This window comes from Sulfitobacter geojensis (assembly GCF_000622325.1).
GTDB lineage: Bacteria > Pseudomonadota > Alphaproteobacteria > Rhodobacterales > Rhodobacteraceae > Sulfitobacter > Sulfitobacter geojensis.
Genome location: NZ_JASE01000005.1, coordinates 2,244,673 through 2,261,438, shown reverse-complemented (window position 1 = coordinate 2,261,438; position 16,766 = coordinate 2,244,673). Strand labels below are relative to the sequence as shown.

General features: G+C 59.5%; 15 protein-coding genes. 2 read left to right on the top strand and 13 right to left on the bottom strand.

Annotation, left to right across the window (positions count from 1 at the left end; translation table 11 throughout):
- Positions 1–8 precede the first annotated feature (8 nt).
- Positions 9–1,172, top strand: coding sequence for an amidohydrolase family protein (locus Z947_RS0112980; protein ID WP_025044729.1), 1,164 nt, complete (start codon positions 9–11; stop codon positions 1,170–1,172).
- On the opposite strand, the gene Z947_RS0112975 is transcribed toward Z947_RS0112980, so the two are convergent.
- The 7 genes from Z947_RS0112975 to Z947_RS0112945 are packed head-to-tail and all read right to left on the bottom strand — an operon-like array spanning position 1,169 to position 8,640.
- Entirely contained in the window at positions 1,169–1,594 is a 426-nt protein-coding gene (locus Z947_RS0112975; RefSeq protein ID WP_025044728.1) for a MarR family winged helix-turn-helix transcriptional regulator, read from the bottom strand. The two genes, Z947_RS0112980 and Z947_RS0112975, sit on opposite strands and share 4 nt — an antisense overlap.
- Positions 1,591–2,175 (bottom strand): amino acid synthesis family protein, encoded by a 585-nt coding sequence (locus Z947_RS0112970; RefSeq protein WP_025044727.1) that lies wholly within the window; start codon positions 2,173–2,175, stop codon positions 1,591–1,593. The genes Z947_RS0112975 and Z947_RS0112970 overlap by 4 nt, the downstream gene beginning before the upstream one ends.
- Positions 2,172–2,753, bottom strand: coding sequence for an amino acid synthesis family protein (locus tag Z947_RS0112965; protein WP_025044726.1), 582 nt, complete (start codon positions 2,751–2,753; stop codon positions 2,172–2,174). Before Z947_RS0112965 ends, Z947_RS0112970 begins: the two co-directional genes overlap by 4 nt.
- Positions 2,746–3,609, bottom strand: coding sequence for a UPF0280 family protein (locus Z947_RS0112960; protein ID WP_037938917.1), 864 nt, complete (start codon positions 3,607–3,609; stop codon positions 2,746–2,748). The genes Z947_RS0112965 and Z947_RS0112960 overlap by 8 nt, the downstream gene beginning before the upstream one ends.
- Entirely contained in the window at positions 3,609–5,099 is a 1,491-nt protein-coding gene (locus tag Z947_RS0112955; protein ID WP_025044724.1) for a hypothetical protein, read from the bottom strand. Before Z947_RS0112955 ends, Z947_RS0112960 begins: the two co-directional genes overlap by 1 nt.
- Positions 5,096–7,816 carry a molybdopterin-dependent oxidoreductase gene (locus Z947_RS0112950; RefSeq protein ID WP_025044723.1) on the bottom strand — a complete coding sequence of 907 codons (2,721 nt, stop codon included), beginning with the start codon at positions 7,814–7,816 and terminating at the stop codon, positions 5,096–5,098. Before Z947_RS0112950 ends, Z947_RS0112955 begins: the two co-directional genes overlap by 4 nt.
- Positions 7,813–8,640 (bottom strand): FAD binding domain-containing protein, encoded by an 828-nt coding sequence (locus Z947_RS0112945; RefSeq protein ID WP_025044722.1) that lies wholly within the window; start codon positions 8,638–8,640, stop codon positions 7,813–7,815. Before Z947_RS0112945 ends, Z947_RS0112950 begins: the two co-directional genes overlap by 4 nt.
- 347 nt (positions 8,641–8,987) lie before the next feature.
- Between Z947_RS0112945 and Z947_RS21540 the strand changes: the two genes are divergently transcribed.
- Positions 8,988–9,569 (top strand): helix-turn-helix transcriptional regulator, encoded by a 582-nt coding sequence (locus tag Z947_RS21540; RefSeq protein ID WP_025044721.1) that lies wholly within the window; start codon positions 8,988–8,990, stop codon positions 9,567–9,569.
- A gap of 146 nt (positions 9,570–9,715) precedes the next feature.
- On the opposite strand, the gene Z947_RS0112935 is transcribed toward Z947_RS21540, so the two are convergent.
- Genes Z947_RS0112935 through Z947_RS0112910 form a run of 6 tightly spaced genes read right to left on the bottom strand, consistent with a single transcriptional unit; the run spans position 9,716 to position 16,761 of the window.
- The gene (locus Z947_RS0112935) at positions 9,716–11,497 is read right to left on the bottom strand and encodes a TadG family pilus assembly protein (protein ID WP_025044720.1); all 1,782 of its coding nucleotides are present in this window, start codon (positions 11,495–11,497) and stop codon (positions 9,716–9,718) included.
- Complete coding sequence (locus Z947_RS21535) at positions 11,487–11,918, bottom strand: TadE/TadG family type IV pilus assembly protein (RefSeq protein WP_162171874.1); 432 nt, start codon at positions 11,916–11,918, stop codon at positions 11,487–11,489. Before Z947_RS21535 ends, Z947_RS0112935 begins: the two co-directional genes overlap by 11 nt.
- An 8-nt stretch (positions 11,919–11,926) precedes the next feature.
- Positions 11,927–12,895 (bottom strand): type II secretion system F family protein, encoded by a 969-nt coding sequence (locus tag Z947_RS0112925; protein ID WP_025044718.1) that lies wholly within the window; start codon positions 12,893–12,895, stop codon positions 11,927–11,929.
- Positions 12,888–13,841 carry a type II secretion system F family protein gene (locus Z947_RS0112920; protein ID WP_162171873.1) on the bottom strand — a complete coding sequence of 318 codons (954 nt, stop codon included), beginning with the start codon at positions 13,839–13,841 and terminating at the stop codon, positions 12,888–12,890. The genes Z947_RS0112925 and Z947_RS0112920 overlap by 8 nt, the downstream gene beginning before the upstream one ends.
- On the bottom strand, positions 13,841–15,535 hold the full coding sequence (locus tag Z947_RS0112915; RefSeq protein WP_025044716.1) for a TadA family conjugal transfer-associated ATPase: 1,695 nt from the start codon (positions 15,533–15,535) through the stop codon (positions 13,841–13,843). The genes Z947_RS0112920 and Z947_RS0112915 overlap by 1 nt, the downstream gene beginning before the upstream one ends.
- The gene (locus tag Z947_RS0112910; RefSeq protein WP_025044715.1) at positions 15,532–16,761 is read right to left on the bottom strand and encodes a CpaE/TadZ family protein; all 1,230 of its coding nucleotides are present in this window, start codon (positions 16,759–16,761) and stop codon (positions 15,532–15,534) included. Before Z947_RS0112910 ends, Z947_RS0112915 begins: the two co-directional genes overlap by 4 nt.
- Positions 16,762–16,766 lie beyond the last annotated feature (5 nt).

Below are 16,766 nucleotides of genomic sequence, written 5' to 3'. Positions count from 1 at the left end.
GAGCCGTCATGAGCGAGAAACTGGTAATCAAGAACATCGGCATGATCCTGTCAGGCAAGCTGGAAGAGCCGATTTTTGACGGCGACTGCCTGATCGCGATGGATGGCAAGATCAGCGCGTGGGGCAAGTTCGCCGACCTTGATACGGATGATGCCGATACTGTGGTGGATGCCAAAGGTGTCACATTGGCCCCCGGTCTGATCGACAGCCATGTGCACCCGGTGGTCGGCGATTACACCCCGCGTCAACAACAATTAAGCTGGATTGACAGTACTTTACACGGCGGCGTTACCACGTTGATTTCAGCGGGAGAGGTTCATATGCCGGGCCGCCCTAAAGATATTGTCGGCCTCAAAGCGATGGCAATCGCCTCGCAGCGCTGGTACGAAAACTTCCGCCCCTCAGGCGTCAAGGTCCACGCGGGTGCACCGGTGATCGAACAGGGCATGGTGGAACAGGATTTCAAAGACCTTTCCGAAGCCGGTGTGAAGCTACTGGGTGAAGTGGGGCTGGGCACTGTTAAGGACGGCAAGACGGCCCAACAGATGGTGTCATGGGCGCGCAAATACGGCATGCAAAGCACGATCCATACCGGCGGGCCGTCGATCCCCGGATCGGGATTGATCGACGCGGATATGGTGATCGAAACCGGAACAGATGTGATCGGTCACATCAACGGCGGGCATTCCGCCCTGCCCGACGATCAGATCCTTTGCCTGTGCGAAAGCTGTTCCTCGGCTTTTGAAATCGTGCACAATGGCAATGAACGCGCCGGCGTTCTGGCGCTAAATGCGGCGCGTGAATTGGGCAAACTGGATCAGGTGATCCTTGGCACCGACGGACCTGCGGGATCTGGTGTTCAACCGCTTGGCATCTTGCGGATGATTGCGATGCTGTCGTCCTTTGGGAATGTGCCCGCAGAACAAGCGTTTTGTTTTGGCACCGGCAACACGGCGCGGCAACGCGATTTGGACACAGGGTTGATCGAGGCCGGCAAATGCGCCGATTTCGTGCTGCTGGATCAGGCGCAACACGCCCCCGGCAAATCGATGCTAGACTCTGTGAGCGAAGGCAACCTGCCGGGCGTCGGCATGACCATCATCGACGGTAAAGTCACCTCTACCCGCAGCCGCAACACCCCGCCCGCCGAGCGCTTGCCCGAGGTGATCTAACTTATTTTCTTAAGCAAGCTCACAAGCGTCTGGCTTTCATCCGCGCTGAGGGGGGCCAGCGTCAGGGCGCTTATCTCATGGCCTGCACGTTTGAGGTCACCAATCATCTGATGTCCCGCATTGCTGAGCGAAATCGACATCCTGCGCTTGTCGCGCGGGTTGGCGCGTGTTTGCACCAGCCCCTTGGCTTTCAGCCGGTCCACGACGCCCTTGATGGTCGCCACATCCATTGCGGCCAACCGTCCAAGGTGGTTTTGTGACACCTCCCCATGCTCCGAAATCCGCATCAGCGTCGCGAATTGCGTGGCCGTCAGCTTGCCCACCACATTCTTTTGAAAAATCACCGAATGGCGTTGACTGGCCAGGCGCAGCAAGAACCCGATCTGGTCATCAAGCACATAATCGAGGTCATCTTCGATCACCGTAACCCGTCCTTGCCTTCGGCCTCTGCATGGGTCAGCCCGCCGACCCGCGGCAAGGGTCGACCGCTGTCGGTGACCGCCACGGCGACCATGATTTCATTGGCGCGGGGGGAATCGTTCAGTTGTACTTCGATCCCGTCAAAATGGCTGCGCACATAGGCGGCATCCTTGTGCCCCAACGGCACGTCCAGCACCTGTCCGGGGCTGCCCATTTTTTTAGACGAAGCGACCAATGCCGCGCCCTTTTCGACGGCCAGACGCAGGGGCGCACCCAGTTTCGGATGCAGGATGGCTGCTGCATGCTCAAGTTCGCCATTTTCGCCGACCATGGCAGATTTACCATAGCTTTCAGCAGCTTGCGGCGTGATCCCAAGCGCGTCGACACAGCGTTTTCCCAAGAGCGCACCCAATTCGGCACCGATGTCCATCAAGGGGGTCAGATCCTCGGTATAGCTGCCGGCAAAGGGGTTTTCGATCACCGCAACTGCAACCGCTTTGCGTGTAGGTGGCGATATGGCACGTCCCATCTCGATATGTGTTTCTTCCACGTTTACCGCAATTTTTCTGATCTTCGCTTTCATCGTAAACCGTCCTCGCCTTTGATATCCGCCGCTGCCAGCCCGCCGGCGCGGTTGTGAATGCGCGCGCCTGTACTCATCACCAGTATAACGGCCATCTCGTCCGCCTTGGGCGCATCGTTGCACCCGACTTCCATCGCGTCGAAATGGCTGCGCACATAAGACGCGTTGATATGGGTCAGCGGCACGTCCAGCCGTGCCCCCACGCCGCCCACCTTTTTGGTTGAGGGCACAATTGCCTTGGCATCGCCAAGCAATTCGCGCATCGCATAGCCGCCCGGCGCGTGCCAAAGCGCCCCGTGCTCGATCTCTCCCCCGGCACCAATGATTGCGCCTTTACCGTATCCTTCGATCGCGCCCGCACCGCCCAATGCCGCTGCCAGTTTCATCGCCATCTCTAAACCTAATGGTTTAAGGTCGTCCTGAAACCCTTCGATTTCATTGACGTAATCACCGGCGAACGGGTTATTGATGATCGCCATGATCGACCCGCGCAGCAGCGGGGTGTCCGGCACTGGCCCGCCTTCGTGAAAAATCTCCTCAACGGCCAGAACCGTTTTGCGCAGAATGACTTTATGCATATTCAGGTGTTCCTTGTGAAAGCGTGACGGCGCTGTGGCCGATGACGCGGGACTGGCCTTGCAGGAAGAGACAGGCACCGGTGATCTGGCCGCCGTTTGCGCATTTTTGCGCGTAATTCGCGCCGTTGCCCAGCGCGGTTGTGATCGCATCGTCGCGCAATGGGCCGCAGCCGGTGACGACCAGCCGGTTACCAAGGTCAGAGTGATCGTCGATCTCTCGCGCAGGACAGCGGCGGATGGCGAGGGTGTTTTGGACATCAACCGCATTGGCGATCAGCGTGGCGGCGACATCTGCGTTTGCAGCAGTGGCGGCCAGAACCGTAACACTGTCAGCAATGCCGCGGCTCAGGCTGCGTCCGTGTCGCCCGCTGGTTGCAATCCCGCGTATAGGGTCCGCATGGGTGATCCTGATGCGGCCCAGCGCGCGACCGTCATGACCCGCCATCGCCGTCGAGAATTCAGTGCCCTGCGTCAGGTGCAGCGCGATATCGCCGCCGTTGTTGACATAGGCCCGCGTCAGATCGGCGGTGTCCGTCATCGCATGCAAGATCGTTTCGGCGACCGCGCCCGCGACTGCAGCCATGGACGTTACAAAGGTACCTCGCGCGAACCGTTTGCTTGCGGCCATCATGCGTGTGGCGGTTTCCCCATGCGGTGGCGGCGTGTCGTGCCCGATGGGCTGGCGCAAAAGATCAATCTCTGCCACCAGTTCCTCAAGCACAGTTGCGAACCGGGCTTGCGCGGCTGCAAAGGCCTGCGTGCGCGCGTGCCCTGCCCCGTCTGCCCCGATGATCAGATCAATCGGGCCGTGTTGCAGGTGCAATCGGTCGCCCAGTCTGTGCGCAACGGGGCCCATCAGCGTTTGTCCCCTTTTGCCCAATGATAGTGCTGCGCCGCCAATGGATCATGGCCTTGCGCGCTCCGCCCGATCCGCCGTGCCGATGCCGTTTCAATCTGCGTCACCGGTTTGACGTGATCCACATAGCCGCCCATCGCGGCGTAATCGCTGGCCCGCAGCGTGAATTCGATCGGGGCAACCAAGGCGGGTGTCGGCACATAACCGAATGACATTTCAGGCATGTCCATCACATCCACCATCACAGTGATCCCGCCGCCCGGCCAGACATAGGGTTTCGCCCCGCCGCAGGACACATGGGTCAGCGCATCCTTGACCGAACGGGTCAGGCGCACGGGATTTTCCGTTACTCCTGCACGCAGGCTGCCCCCGGCACCGCCCATGAACAGCACGGAACAAACCGAAGGTTCGCAGTTTTCCGCAATCAGATCCGTCGATTTGCGCAATGCCTCGGGCAGGTCGCGCTGTTGCGGTTGCAAGGTGTCGTCCAGCTCGTAATAGGCGAATTGTTCACCCGTGGTGGACACCATCAACAACCGCATACCGGCGCGGGCGATTTTAGGGTTGAACGGTCCCAGAATGGTCAGCGGATCGTCGATATCCGTGCCACCCCAGCCGGTGCCGGGCTCAGCCACCTGAAAATAGCGTCCGGGTGTGGAACGGCGTCCTTTGATCTTGATCCCGGTTGCGGTCATATCCAACTGCTTGCCCGCTTCGTGTTCGGACAGAACGCCCGTGATGTGATCATCGACAACCACCACGTCATCCACGTGATCAAGCCATTGTTTCGCGAACATCCCGATGGTGGCCGAGCCGCAGCCCACCCGCATCAGGCGTTCTGTATCTCCGTTGATCACGGGGGCTTGGCCTGCTTGTACGATCACCTCGGTGGCATGATCACCTTCGCCGATGCTAAGGGTCACAGCCTCGCGGTTACACAACGCCAACAAGGCGGCGCAGGTGGCGCGCCCCTCCTTCTTTGAGCCGCCGGTCAGGTGCTCTACACCACCCAGCGACAACATCTTGGAACCGTATTCAGAGGTCATCACATGGCCGATCGCCTCGCCCTGCGCATATACGATATCGCGTTCATCCCCGATGTGACGGTCCGTGTCGATCTTCACCTTCACACCGCAATAGCTGAAGATGCCTTCGGTCACGACAGTCACCATATCCACGCCGTCGATGTCCCGGCTGACGATAAAGGGGGCTGGTTTGTAGTCGGGATAAGTGGTGCCAGCCCCCACGGCAGTGACGAAAGGGCGGTCGCCTTTGACGATATCGCCGTCCCATGCCGCGCCATCTTTCATAAAGGGCACCAGCGGCGCCCCCGCCGTTTCAACGATCGTCAACGGGTCCAGTCGCACCAATTCACCTGCGTGATTGGCATAGCGGTCGCAGGCTCCAGATTTCCCGTCCGCGATGAAACACAGAACCGGACAGGCATCGCATCGGATTTTCTCGGGTTTCGCGCTTGCAGGGCCGCTCATGATTGCGCTTTCTTGATTGCGCCGCGCACGATGGCGGGTGTCGCGGGGACCTGCGTGATCCGCGCCCCTGTTGCCGCATAGATCGCGTTCAGGATCGCGGGAGCCGTCGGGATCAATACGTGTTCGCCCAACCCCTTGGCACCGTAGGGTCCGTGCGCATCGGGTTCTTCGATGATGATCGTTTCAACGGGCGGCATATCACCGATGGTCGGGATCAAATAATCATGCAGGTTTTCGGTGCGCCCGGGCAGGTATTCTTCCATCAATGCCATGCCCAACCCTTGCGCGATGCCACCCTGCACCTGCCCCTCAACCAACAAGGGGTTCATGGCCTGACCAACATCATGCGCCGCGATGAATTTTAGCGGTTTGACAGTGCCCAAGGCCATATCCACCTCAACCACCACCAGATGCGCCGCATATCCGAATTGGGCGTAGGGCGCGCCCTGCCCGTCGGCATCCAACGGTTTGGTCGGCGGGTCATAGGTTTCGATTGCGCGGAACACAAAGCCATCTGTGTCAGTTTCCAGCGTGGCGAGATCAAGGCGATGCACCCTGCCGCCATCCTGCGCCACAGCCTGACCATCCTTAAACGAAAGCACGGCCGCCTCGGACACGTTCATCCGTTTGAGCACCAGCGCCCGCAACGCCAGTCCCGACATCCGCGCTGCAGCCCCCGAGACATAGGTCTGGCGCGAGGCAGAGGTTTTGCCGGCATCCGGCGTCACATCCGTATCGGGCCCGACAAGATCAATAGACGTGGTCCCGACCCCAAGAGCCGTCGCGAAAATCTGTGTGATGACTGTATTGGCCCCCTGCCCAATGTCCATCGCCCCTTGATGCAGCACCACAGCCCCCTTTGCCGTCACGCCAGATTTGATCGTAGAGGGGTTTGGCAAGGACGTGTTGCCACAGCCATACCAGCCCGCCGCCACCCCGACACCGCGCTTGTAGGTGTTTGATGTTGCATTGAACTTTTCGACGGCGCCGCGCTCGGTTGCCCAGCTTTGCCGCAGGCTTTCCAGACATTTTCCGATACCAACCCCTTGCGAAAACACCTGTCCGCAGACCGTCGGCGCATCGTTTTGCAAGGCATTCAGAATGCGAAACTCCAACGGGTCCATGCTCAGCTTTTCGGCCAGCATGTCAAACAGGCATTCCTGTGCAATGGCTGACTGCGGTACGCCAAATCCGCGAAACGCACCGGCGGGCGGATTGTGGGTGTGGACCCCTTTGGATTCAGCGCGGTAATCGGTGATGCGGTAAGGGCCGGAGGCATGTACCGGCACGCGATTGGCAACCGTCGGCCCCCAACTGGCATAGGCGCCCGTGTCGAATTCTCCGTAGAAATCAAAGCCGCAAATCCTGCCGGTGTGGTCTGCCCCGATCCGCAAGTGAATGTCTGAGGGGTGGCGTTTTGTGGTGCTTTGCATCGATTCCGTGCGGCTATAGGTCAGGCGGACAGGTTTGCCTGTCTTCACCGCAGCCAACGCCAGATAGGGCTGCACCGAAAGGTCCAGTTTCGACCCGAAGCCGCCCCCGATGCCCGTCGGCACAATGCGGATCTTGCTGGCATTCAGCCCCAAAATGATTTCTAGGCTGTCGCGGTCCATCACGGGGGCTTGCGTGCCTGCGTAAATCTCCACACGGTCCCCGACCATCTGCGCAAACCCCGCTTCGGGTTCGATGTAACCGTGTTCGACAAAGCCGCTGTTGAAATGACCCTCAACCACGACATCCGCACGCGCCAGCGCCGCTGTGGCGTCACCGCATTTTACAAACCCGCCACACATGATGTTGCCATCGCGGTCCTTGTGCAAATTTTCGGCGGTGCTGTCTTGCGCCATATGAATGTCTGTCGCGGCGGGTAATTCGGTCCATGTGACGGGAAAGTCATCCGGCGCAAGCGCCTTGATTGCAGCGGGCGTGCCCACCACGGCGGCAACCGCTTCGCCGCGAAAACGGGTTTCGGTTTCGGCGAAAACGGGCTGGTCTACAAACTGCGGGATCACACCAAAGACATTGCGCCCCGGCACGTCGGCAGCGGTCAGGGTCGCCTCGATCCCGTCGGTCGCAGCAGCCCAAGTTTCAAGGTCACCAAAGCGGAAGCCGGCCCGCGCATAGGGCGAGCGGATCACGAGAATTTCAAGCGTGCCGGCGGGGGCAATATCATCGCTGAAGCGCTCAAGTCCGGCAACCTTGTCGGCCCCGTCCAAGCGGCGGATGCTGTCCCCGACCGCACCGCGCGCACCGTCCAAAACCGCAGGCCGTCCCATTACCGCATCGATGATTTTGCGATAGCCCGTGCAGCGGCACAACACCCCGCCAAGGGCATCCTTTACGGCGTCTTCCGTGGGCGTTGGGTCATCGCGCAGCAAAGCCACCGCAGCCACCATCATGCCCGGTGTGCATATGCCACATTGCGCGGCACCGTGATCCTGAAACCGTTCGCCCAGCATTTTTGCGACGGGATCATTGGCATGCAACCCTGCGACGGTTTCGACGTTTTGCCCAGCGATCTGTTGTGTTGGCGTCAGACAAGCGCAAACCGGCACCCCGTCCAACAGTACCGTACAGGCCCCGCAGTCGCCCGCGTTACAGCCGATTTTCACATCCCGCGCCCCTAGCGTTTCGCGCAACGTTTCCGACAGGCGCGCGCCGGTTTCAGGATGAACAGTGGTGTCTTTCCCATTGAAACGGAACAGAACTTCAGTCACACCATTGCCCCCTCTAACGCACGAAGGCACAGTGCTGCCACCGCGTCGCGCCGATAGGCGGCTGAACCGCGCACATCGTCGATCGGGGTCAAATCCGTCAAATGATCTGCGGTCACTGTGATGTCTTCAGGGCGTTTTCCAATGCACGAAACCTCGAGCCGCCGAAGTCGCTGTGCGACCGCAGAGCAGGCACCGACCGCGATCCGCGCGTCGGTAATGCACCCGCTTGCGTCTTTGACAACAAGTGCCGAAACCATTGCGATCGAGATCACCAGATAGCGCCGGCTGCCCAGTTTCTCGAAACAGGAACCGGCATCCTGCGGGGGCCGCGGTACAACAAGCGCCGTCACAATTTCATCCGGCTCAAGCGCGGTTTTCCTGACCCCCAGAATGAACGCGTCCAATGGAACCAACCGCGTGCCGCGCGCCGCGCTTGCAACCTCAACCTCGGTATTTAGCGTCAATAAGGGGGGGACACCGTCGGCGGCTGGCGAGGCATTGCACAGGTTACCGGCAAGGGTGGCCCTGTTCTGGATCTGTACGCTCCCGACCTGCCGGGCGGCCTGTTTCAACCCCTCAAAGGCCGGCGGCAAATCGGCGTTGATCGCGTCGCTCCAACTTAGGGAGGCGCCCAAGCGAATAGCCTTTTCTGTATGCTCAATACCGGCCAGTTCCCGCACAGCCGTCAGGTCAAGCAGGCTGCCAAACCCCTGCCCCTGTCGTTTGGCCGGAAAAACATCGGTGCCGCCCGCAATCCTCACGTGCCCCGCCTCGGACGCGAGGGACAGGGCAGATGCCAGATCTGTCGGGCGGTGATAGGACACGGGTGCAGCGCCTTTGATTGTTTGTATGCGAATGATATGCACCCGATGGATCTTGTCAACAGACAAGCCGTCTGCGCGCCCCGATGGTTAGTTTTGCAGCATAAGGTGGGAACGGTTTTCTGGCGGGGCCTGCCCCGTTGGTGTCGCATTGCGCGGCTCTGGGTAACTGCCCACAATGCGGGTCAACCAAAGGATTGCCTGAAATCAGGTGAAAAACGGTCGACCGTGAATATTTACTCTCGTTTTTTCGAAAATGCGCGGCAGATCGGCGGTCGGCCACAATATCGACATATTGGCCCATAGAATAGGATGCGTACAATTGTCTGAATTAGAAATGGGATAAGCACGTGGTTCGGTATTGGGTTTCTGGGTTCACTTTGGTTTTTGGCGTCGCTGCGTTAAAGACCGCGCTGGTTGTCGGCTTTATTCTTCAGAAAGGGTCAGCCGACGTCGCAACAATCGTCGGGTTGTTTGCGCTGTTCTTCGCATTGACCAGCGGCGTTGCTTATATCTGCTTTAAGCAAGTTACCAAATATCAGGCCAATCTGCGCCCCAAGAAGGCGGCCTCTTCCGTTTCCGCGCCAGCGGCCAAGGAAAGTGTCATCGCGCGCTATGCGCCTGAATGGGGATTGTCGCAGGCCGAAGCGGACGTCGCCATTTTTGTGGCCAAAGGATTTTCCAATAGCGAAGTTGCCGAGATGCGCGGATGTGCGATTGCCACGATCAAATCCCAGCTCAGCAGCATTTATCAAAAATCCGGCATGGGATCGCGCTATCAACTGATTGCCTTTGTGACCGATGAAATCTGCGCCATCGCAAATGAAACCGACGCCGAACATCACCAGCGGACCACCTCGGTTCCGACCCGTCGCATTTTGCCGCTTGTCGGGCGTTCCAAACACAGTGATCCTGCGGCACTCCAGGCCTGAACGCTTTAGGCTTTGCAACGCGGAAACTGGCCGCACCCGCTCACGTAACACCCGAACACCTACACAATCTATCCAGTCAAGCGGACCCTTACCGGTCCGCTTTTTCTGTGCGTAGGGCCAGTTGTTTGCACGGAGAATAGCGACGCTCATTGCACCAGCCTGATCGCTTCGCAGTGATGGCGGTTCAGGGTCAGCTCCCCTTCGCCCAAACGCAGTCCGGCACCGTTTAATACAGTGTCCACCACCCCGTCCAAAGGTGTCGCCAGCGCCCCCAGCAAACGGTCGGGCAGGATTGCCAGCACGTTCGACAACAGCGGTGCGACCAGACCCGTAACAAGCCCCTCCTGCCCCGGCTTCACCCGCAATTCGGTATGTGCCGGTGACAGCAAAGTCGAAATCGCCGAGCCGACCAATTCTCCGGACCCGAAATGACGAACCATCCGGTCATTTTTTACATCGTCGTTGGTAAAGCGGATGCTTTCGGTTTGGGATTGCCCGACCGCAATATTGGAACGTGCCTGAATTGTAATGCCGGGAACCTCGACCGACCCTACCAGCAGGTTAACCCGCAGTGTCACCTCCAGAATGTCGGCAAAACCCAGATCGGACGGGCTGATCGGCCCTTGGGTAAATACATCTTCCGCAATTTTCCCGAGATACAGTGCCGCAACCGAGGTGCCGTTTTCAGGGCTAAGCGGTGTCGATGCTGTTGAAAACCGTGCCGCAAGCGCATCGGGTTGCTCGGAGGCGCAGCTGATTTCTTCCAAAGTTGCAGTCGATCCTGCGACTTCCACATAGACCGGCACGTTGAGGCTGGTGACGGAAACACCCACCCCAAGCGCGCCAAGCAGGTTCGGTTCAAGGTTCACTTCGGTCAGCACGCGTGTGGCCGCTCTGTGCAATTGCACGCCCTGTTCGCCCAAAGCGACCCAACCGGAATGTGCCGGTGGTTCGCCAAGGGCCAGCCGCGTAGCGACCGTTGTGACACCAGCCACATCCAATGCAGCATCCGCGTTCAAAGCATTGCTATAGCTGTTGGTGCTGGCGACGGCTTTGACGATATCGAGGGCGGTCAATTCCACGTCAGATGCGAATTCAAATGCGGTCAGGCCCAAACCGCTGTCGATCCCGCCCACCAATGCCGATACTGCGACGGGCAATGCCCCGCCCGCGCCCATCACGGCGTTCAGGCTGCCTGCGGTGCCCGCTGGAAGCACATTTTGCAAAGCGGTGAAGACGTCCGCCGCTGTCGCTTCGGCATCAAGAATTTCCGCCGGATTGCGCGATCCGTTTCCGACCAACCGGTTCAACTCCTCAAGGAAGTCTTCCATGTCGACGTCTGTGCTGGACAAGGCTTCGTGCTCGCCCGCGGTGATCGAGATTTCGGTGCCAAAGCTCTCGGATAATGTTAGGTTCAGATCGGCCAGATCCAGCCGCGCGATACTGCTGTTAAGCGAAAAACTCGCGGCACCAGTGCGGATCGCCGTCGCCCTTCGGGTCAGATCGACGTGATCGCCCTGCGTAAAGATCTTGGCGAAATAGAGTGGCCCGTCATCTTCGAGTTTCACGCGCACCGCGTTGATTGCCGGATTGCCATCGGAAAGCGGGGTAAAGCGGTTCTCGCGGGGGATTTCAGGGTTGCGCAGATAACGCCCCTTGACCAGCTCCGTCAACGTTTCGTTTTCACGCTTGTTTTTGCCCAGTGACAGCTGCGCACGCGGGGTCGCTTGACCGGGGTCGCGCACGCTGCTCATGGCGGCCAGATCGGCATCCGCCTGTAGATTGGCGTTCTCGCGGTACAGCGCCGCCACATCAATGCCAAGTGCCACAAAGCCCAGCAAGACGGTCAACAGCAACGAAACAACAACTGCAATGGCCCCACCTTCGTCGCGCGCAAATGCCGTGAAGATCGGGGGATTAATACGCAAGATAGGCGCTCCCCTTGATGTCCGTCAGGCTGAGGCCGAGCAGGCTGTTGGCAACGCCCAATAACGATCCGTCAATTTCATAGGTGACATTTACCGTTACGCCGGGGGGGGTGCTTTCCTCCAGCAGGTATTGGGTGTCGAGCGCGTCCTGCTTGAGCAACGGATAGTTCACGCTTGCTTTCTCAAGATAGGCGGTGACCAGTTCTTCGCGTTCATCCGTGTCCAACCCGACAACCGAAACGCGGGCCGCACCAGTGGCAAGCTGGGAAACCGAATGGCTGACCCCGATAAAGTAGCCAACAATGACAATGCCGAACAACAGCGCGAACAATAGCGGTGCAAGCAGCACAAATTCGATCGCGACAGCGCCGGATTGATCGTGGCGGAAACGGTTTAGAAAGGCGATTGGTTGGTGCAGCATCATCGTCCTCAGCCTCCCGATAGAATGTTGTCAAAAACGTTGAGCCCGGCTGGTCCGACCAGCACCACAAAGATGGCGGGCATGATGCAAAAGATCAGTGGCATGGTCATCAGAACCGGCAGCCGCGCGGCCTTTTCCTCTACAGCGACCAAACGGTTGCTGCGCTGTTCGTCGATCAGCGTGCGCATGGCGCGGGCAAAGGGCGTGCCGTATCGGTCGGATTGATCCAGCGTTTGCGTAAAGACCGCGATTTCCGGCAAGGGCGCACGAACATTCAGCTTTTCGTAAGCGCCGCGCGCATCGCTGGTCATGGCCATTTCCGACACCATTTGCAGCATTTCTTGCGCAAGGTCCGGGTGCGTGACGGCCATCTCCTGCGCCACGCGGTGCAAGGCGGGCTGTGGTCCCAGACCAGCCTCGGAGGTGATGACAATCAGCTCCAGCATATCGGGAAAGCTCTGGCGGATGCGGGCCAGACGTGCGGTGCGGGCTTTGTTGACCACGAAATCAACGCCGATCGACAGCCCGAGGGCCGCACCGATAACCATAGCAGCAGGCATGATGATAGTGATATCAAGGGGTTTGGTTAAAAGCAGCCAGATCAGCCCGCCCAGCAGCGCCGTCAGCGGCAGGATGGTTTTAAGAAAAGCATAGATCAGCAGTGCATCGCGGCTGCGGAAACCGGCGGATGACAGGTTTGCAGCGGTCTCGCGCGACTCCCCGCCCAAAACGACAGACAGACGTTCGCCCAGCTTCACAACGACATCACGCATCTTGCCTGTCAACGTCCCGAACGGGCCGGTGTTCACCGCAATATCGCCAACGCGGCGTGCTTTTTCGGACCCGTTGGCGCGGTTCAACCGCCCTGCCCGCAGACTGCGCTGGTGTTCGCTGTACATCAGGAAGGTCAGCGCCATCATGGCGGTGCTCAGGCCCAGAAAGGCCATCCAGAAGATATGGATCGAGGTCTCAGACATCCAGCTTGCCCATCCGAACCATGATAAAGATGCCAAGGGCGATGCTGCCAAGGGCGGTGGCGGACATAATGCGGCCCCGCGGATCCGCATAAAGCGGTTCAAGATAGGCACCGTTCAACACTGCGATCAGCAAAGTGACGGCGAAGGGCAAAGACGCAAGAATAATCGCGCTTGCCCGCGCTTCGGACGTGAGGGCACGGGCCTTTTTGCGCAGCTTGCGCCGCTCGCGTAACTGTGCGGCGAGGTTTTCCATGGTTTCAATCAGGTTGCCGCCGGTTTCGGCCTGCAAGGCTGTGGAAACCGCAAAGAAGTTCACTTCGGCCAGGGGCAAACGCGCGCTCAGGCGTTCCAGACAATCGGGCAATGACGTGCCCATGCGCACTTCGTCGCGGCAGCGGCTGAATTCATGCAAGATCGGACCGCTTGAGTTGTCGACCACAATCGCCATGGAATCCGTGACCGGACGCCCTGCCCGCAAACCGCGTGCAAAGATGTCCAGTGCCTCTGGCAGACCGGCAGAGAACGCGGCCTTGTACCGGCTTTGCGCAATATTGAGGATGCTCATCATCATCCCGAAAGTCAGTACAGCAGCAACCGGCAAGGCCGTAATCGGGTGCAACCCAAGTGCCAGAACGGCAAGCGCGTAGAGGGCCAACAGACCGATGCCCACCTGAATCAGGAATTCGTTGACGCCAATGCGCAGGCTGGTCTGGTCAAGCTGGCGTTCAAAAAAGGCGACGAAACGCTCTGTCGCGTTGGTCGGGCGCAATGGCCCGCGCTTTCTGGATTTCGAACGCTGCACGGCAGGCAGAGCTATCGCGTCTTTCTGGCGGTGCAAACGGGCGATGTGACGGCGCCGCTGGCGGTCAGCAAGGACAAACCCGAACAGGATCAACCCTGCGTTCAAAGCGAAACCGGCCATCAGTAGGAGTGTAAATGTCGACATCATTTGGTCCCCAGAATTGAGTCAAGCTCGTCCGCGACGCCATAATCGGCCGCGCGGCTGGCAAATCCCGGGCGGTAACCGGAATAGACATGTTTGCCGGTCACTTTCGTGCGGGTGCTTTCGGGATCGGTCTGAAAGGTGAACAATTCCTGCAAGGTGATGACATCACCTGACAGGCCGGTCAGTTCAGAGATCGAGGTCACGCGGCGTTTGCCGTCCCGCATCCGCGACACCTGCACAATCAGGTTTACCGCATCTGCCAGCTGGCGGCGCACAACGCCGCTGCCGGGGGCAAAACCGGCCAATGCTGCCATGCTTTCCACACGGGTCAGCGCCTCGGCGGGCGAGTTGGCGTGCAAAGTGCTCATGGACCCGTCATGGCCGGTGTTCATCGCCTGCAACAGGTCCAGCACTTCGTCGCCGCGAATTTCACCGATGATGATACGGTCAGGGCGCATCCGCAGGGCATTGCGCATCAAGGTCCGCATGGTGACTTCGCCGGTGCCTTCGACATTGGGCGGACGGGTTTCAAAGCGCACCACATGTTCCTGCTGGAAACGCAGTTCGGCGGCGTCCTCGATGGTGACGATCCGCTCGCCTTCGGGAATGAAGCCAGACATCGCGTTCATCAACGTGGTTTTACCGGAACCGGTGCCGCCCGAGACTAGGATATTCAGGCGCAGATATGCCGCAAGGGCCAGAAAGCGGCTCATCTGGGCGGTCAGGCTGCCACCTTCGACCAGCTTTTCCAGCTTGACCGGTGCCGAGGGGAATTTACGGATGGTGATGGTTGCGCCGTCAATCGCCAGCGGTGGCACCGCGATGTTCACACGGCTACCATCGGCCAGACGGGCATCGACAAGGGGTTGGGATTCATCAATGCGCCGACCGACAGCCGCAACAATCCGGCTGGCCACGGTGAATACATGCTCATTGTCGCGAAACCGCACCTGCGTCAGTTCCAGTTTGCCACCGCGTTCGACGAAAATCTGGTTCGGTCCGTTGACCATGATGTCTGTGATGTTCTCGTCGGCCAAAAGCGCTTCGAGCGGGCCAAGGCCCAGCATATCGGCCAGCACTGCCGACACCAGTTCGGCAATCTCGCGCCCGTTGAGGTGGAGTTTCTTTTCCGTTGAAACGGATTCAATGCCACTGCGGATCAGGATTTCCTGTTCGGCACGGGGTTTTGCCGCCAACTCCGAAAAATCGAGGAATTCGAGCAAGGCGTGCACAACGTCATTGGCCAGTGCCAACATTTTGATCGACGGCGGCGTGACATCGGCCTGAGCCTTGGCAGGTTTTGTAGCGGCCACTTCGCGCAGTTGCGGTTCGGCCTGTGCGAGGGCCACGACCTTTTCAATTGTCTCATCCAGCTTGGCAGATCTATCGACCGGTTGGGCCTCGACGGGGTCGGCCATGGCAAATGTGTTGCTCGGAACCGGTTTAGCGGTCTCTACCAGATCGACATCGCTTGCCTCGTCCGGCAGATCGCCGCGCAAGGCTTTGGTTGCTTGGCTGAGGATCTGGCGTTGCAGGGCCAATGGCCACGGAAAGTTCTGGCGCTCGATCACATAGGTCACGGCAGCATTTGCGCGGTCTTCGGCGGGCAACCCGTCGGCGTCGAACTGCTCTGCAATCTCGACGACCAGGGCGACAGCGTCGCGCAAGGAAGGTTGAGGGAGGTGCACAGTCACGCCGTGGCCCTCTTGAAGAAGCCCAGCCTTGGTTTCGGGGCTGATGTAGCCACGGTGGCTTTCACCGGTTTCGTCGCCCGTTCCCAAATGGTGCGCGTTGCCTTGGCATAAGGCGCGCGGGGCTGGTTTTCGGTCAGGGATTTGGCCGCGCGATGGGCGCGGGTCAGCGCCTTGGCGCTTTCGGGCAGTGTCGCCACCACATCAAGGCCGATCCCGACGCCAATGTCCTTGGCCGTTAGCTTTGCGTCCTGACGGAATTCCGACAACACCGGAAGGATTTTCAACGCCGGCGCTTCGGCTTTCAGCACTGACATCAGCCGGCTTGCCACATTCACACCGGCATATCCCGCAGGGATCACCAAAATCAGCGTATCAAGTGCACGGGCGAATTCAGGGTGCGCCACAAGGGTGGTGCGTGGTAAGTCGACAACGACTGCGTCGAACTTGGCGCGGATCGCGTCAAGCAGCGGCGGGAAAGCCGCATCCATCGCATCGACGTTCTGCGAGATATGCGCCTGTTGGGAGTACAGCGACAGGCGCTCGGTCAGTTTTTCCATTGTGGCGCTCAGGAAAGTGTCATCGACACGGTCCGGTGCCGATAGCGCTTCCAGCAGGCCGGGCGTGTCCTTGCGATCCAGATCAATCGCCTGCGACCCGAAACGCAGATCGGCGTCGATCAATGCGGTTTCCAATGCGGGGCCATTTCCCTTGCCAGCGGCGGCGTGAAACGCGAGGTTCTGGGCCAGCAGGCTGGTGCCGACACCGCCGTTGCATCCCATCACCCCGATGCAGGTGCCGTGAACAGTCGCGATTTCCGCAACCGGTTGCTGCACAGGGGCTGCGATATTGTCGTTGGCGGCGATGATTTCTTCGTGGGTGACGGGATAGGCGAAATATTCTTCGGCGCCAGCGTTGCGCAGCGCGCGGTAGGTCGCAAGGTCGGGTTTGTCGCCCAGCACAATAACGTGTGCGCCCGTCTGGCGAATTTCGGTGACACATTCGCACGCGGCATCAAGGGTCATATTGCCCATTTCCGCCAGTACCAGTTTTTCAAGTGCAGGTGTGCGGCAGACGCGTGCTGCGCCGCCCAATCCGCCCCCATGCAGTGTTGAGGGGTCCCCGCCCAAAGTATCAACCACGCTGCGTGCAATGTCGGCACCTTGGTCGGTACACACATATGCGGCCACCGGCTTTGGTGCGCTGCTGGACGGGCTGGAAACTGTCATGATGG

Bases quoted from the DNA above. Each gene is read 5' to 3' on its own strand.
- Z947_RS0112980 (WP_025044729.1), top strand. From the start codon at position 9: ATGAGCGAGAAACTGGTAATCAAGAACATCGGCATGATCCTGTCAGGC.
- Z947_RS0112970 (WP_025044727.1), bottom strand. From the start codon at position 2,175: ATGAAAGCGAAGATCAGAAAAATTGCGGTAAACGTGGAAGAAACACAT.
- Z947_RS0112965 (WP_025044726.1), bottom strand. From the start codon at position 2,753: ATGCATAAAGTCATTCTGCGCAAAACGGTTCTGGCCGTTGAGGAGATT.
- Z947_RS0112960 (WP_037938917.1), bottom strand. From the start codon at position 3,609: ATGGGCCCCGTTGCGCACAGACTGGGCGACCGATTGCACCTGCAACAC.
- Z947_RS0112955 (WP_025044724.1), bottom strand. From the start codon at position 5,099: ATGAGCGGCCCTGCAAGCGCGAAACCCGAGAAAATCCGATGCGATGCC.
- Z947_RS21535 (WP_162171874.1), bottom strand. From the start codon at position 11,918: ATGCTGCACCAACCAATCGCCTTTCTAAACCGTTTCCGCCACGATCAA.
- Z947_RS0112925 (WP_025044718.1), bottom strand. From the start codon at position 12,895: ATGTCTGAGACCTCGATCCATATCTTCTGGATGGCCTTTCTGGGCCTG.
- Z947_RS0112920 (WP_162171873.1), bottom strand. From the start codon at position 13,841: ATGTCGACATTTACACTCCTACTGATGGCCGGTTTCGCTTTGAACGCA.
- Z947_RS0112910 (WP_025044715.1), bottom strand. From the start codon at position 16,761: ATGACAGTTTCCAGCCCGTCCAGCAGCGCACCAAAGCCGGTGGCCGCA.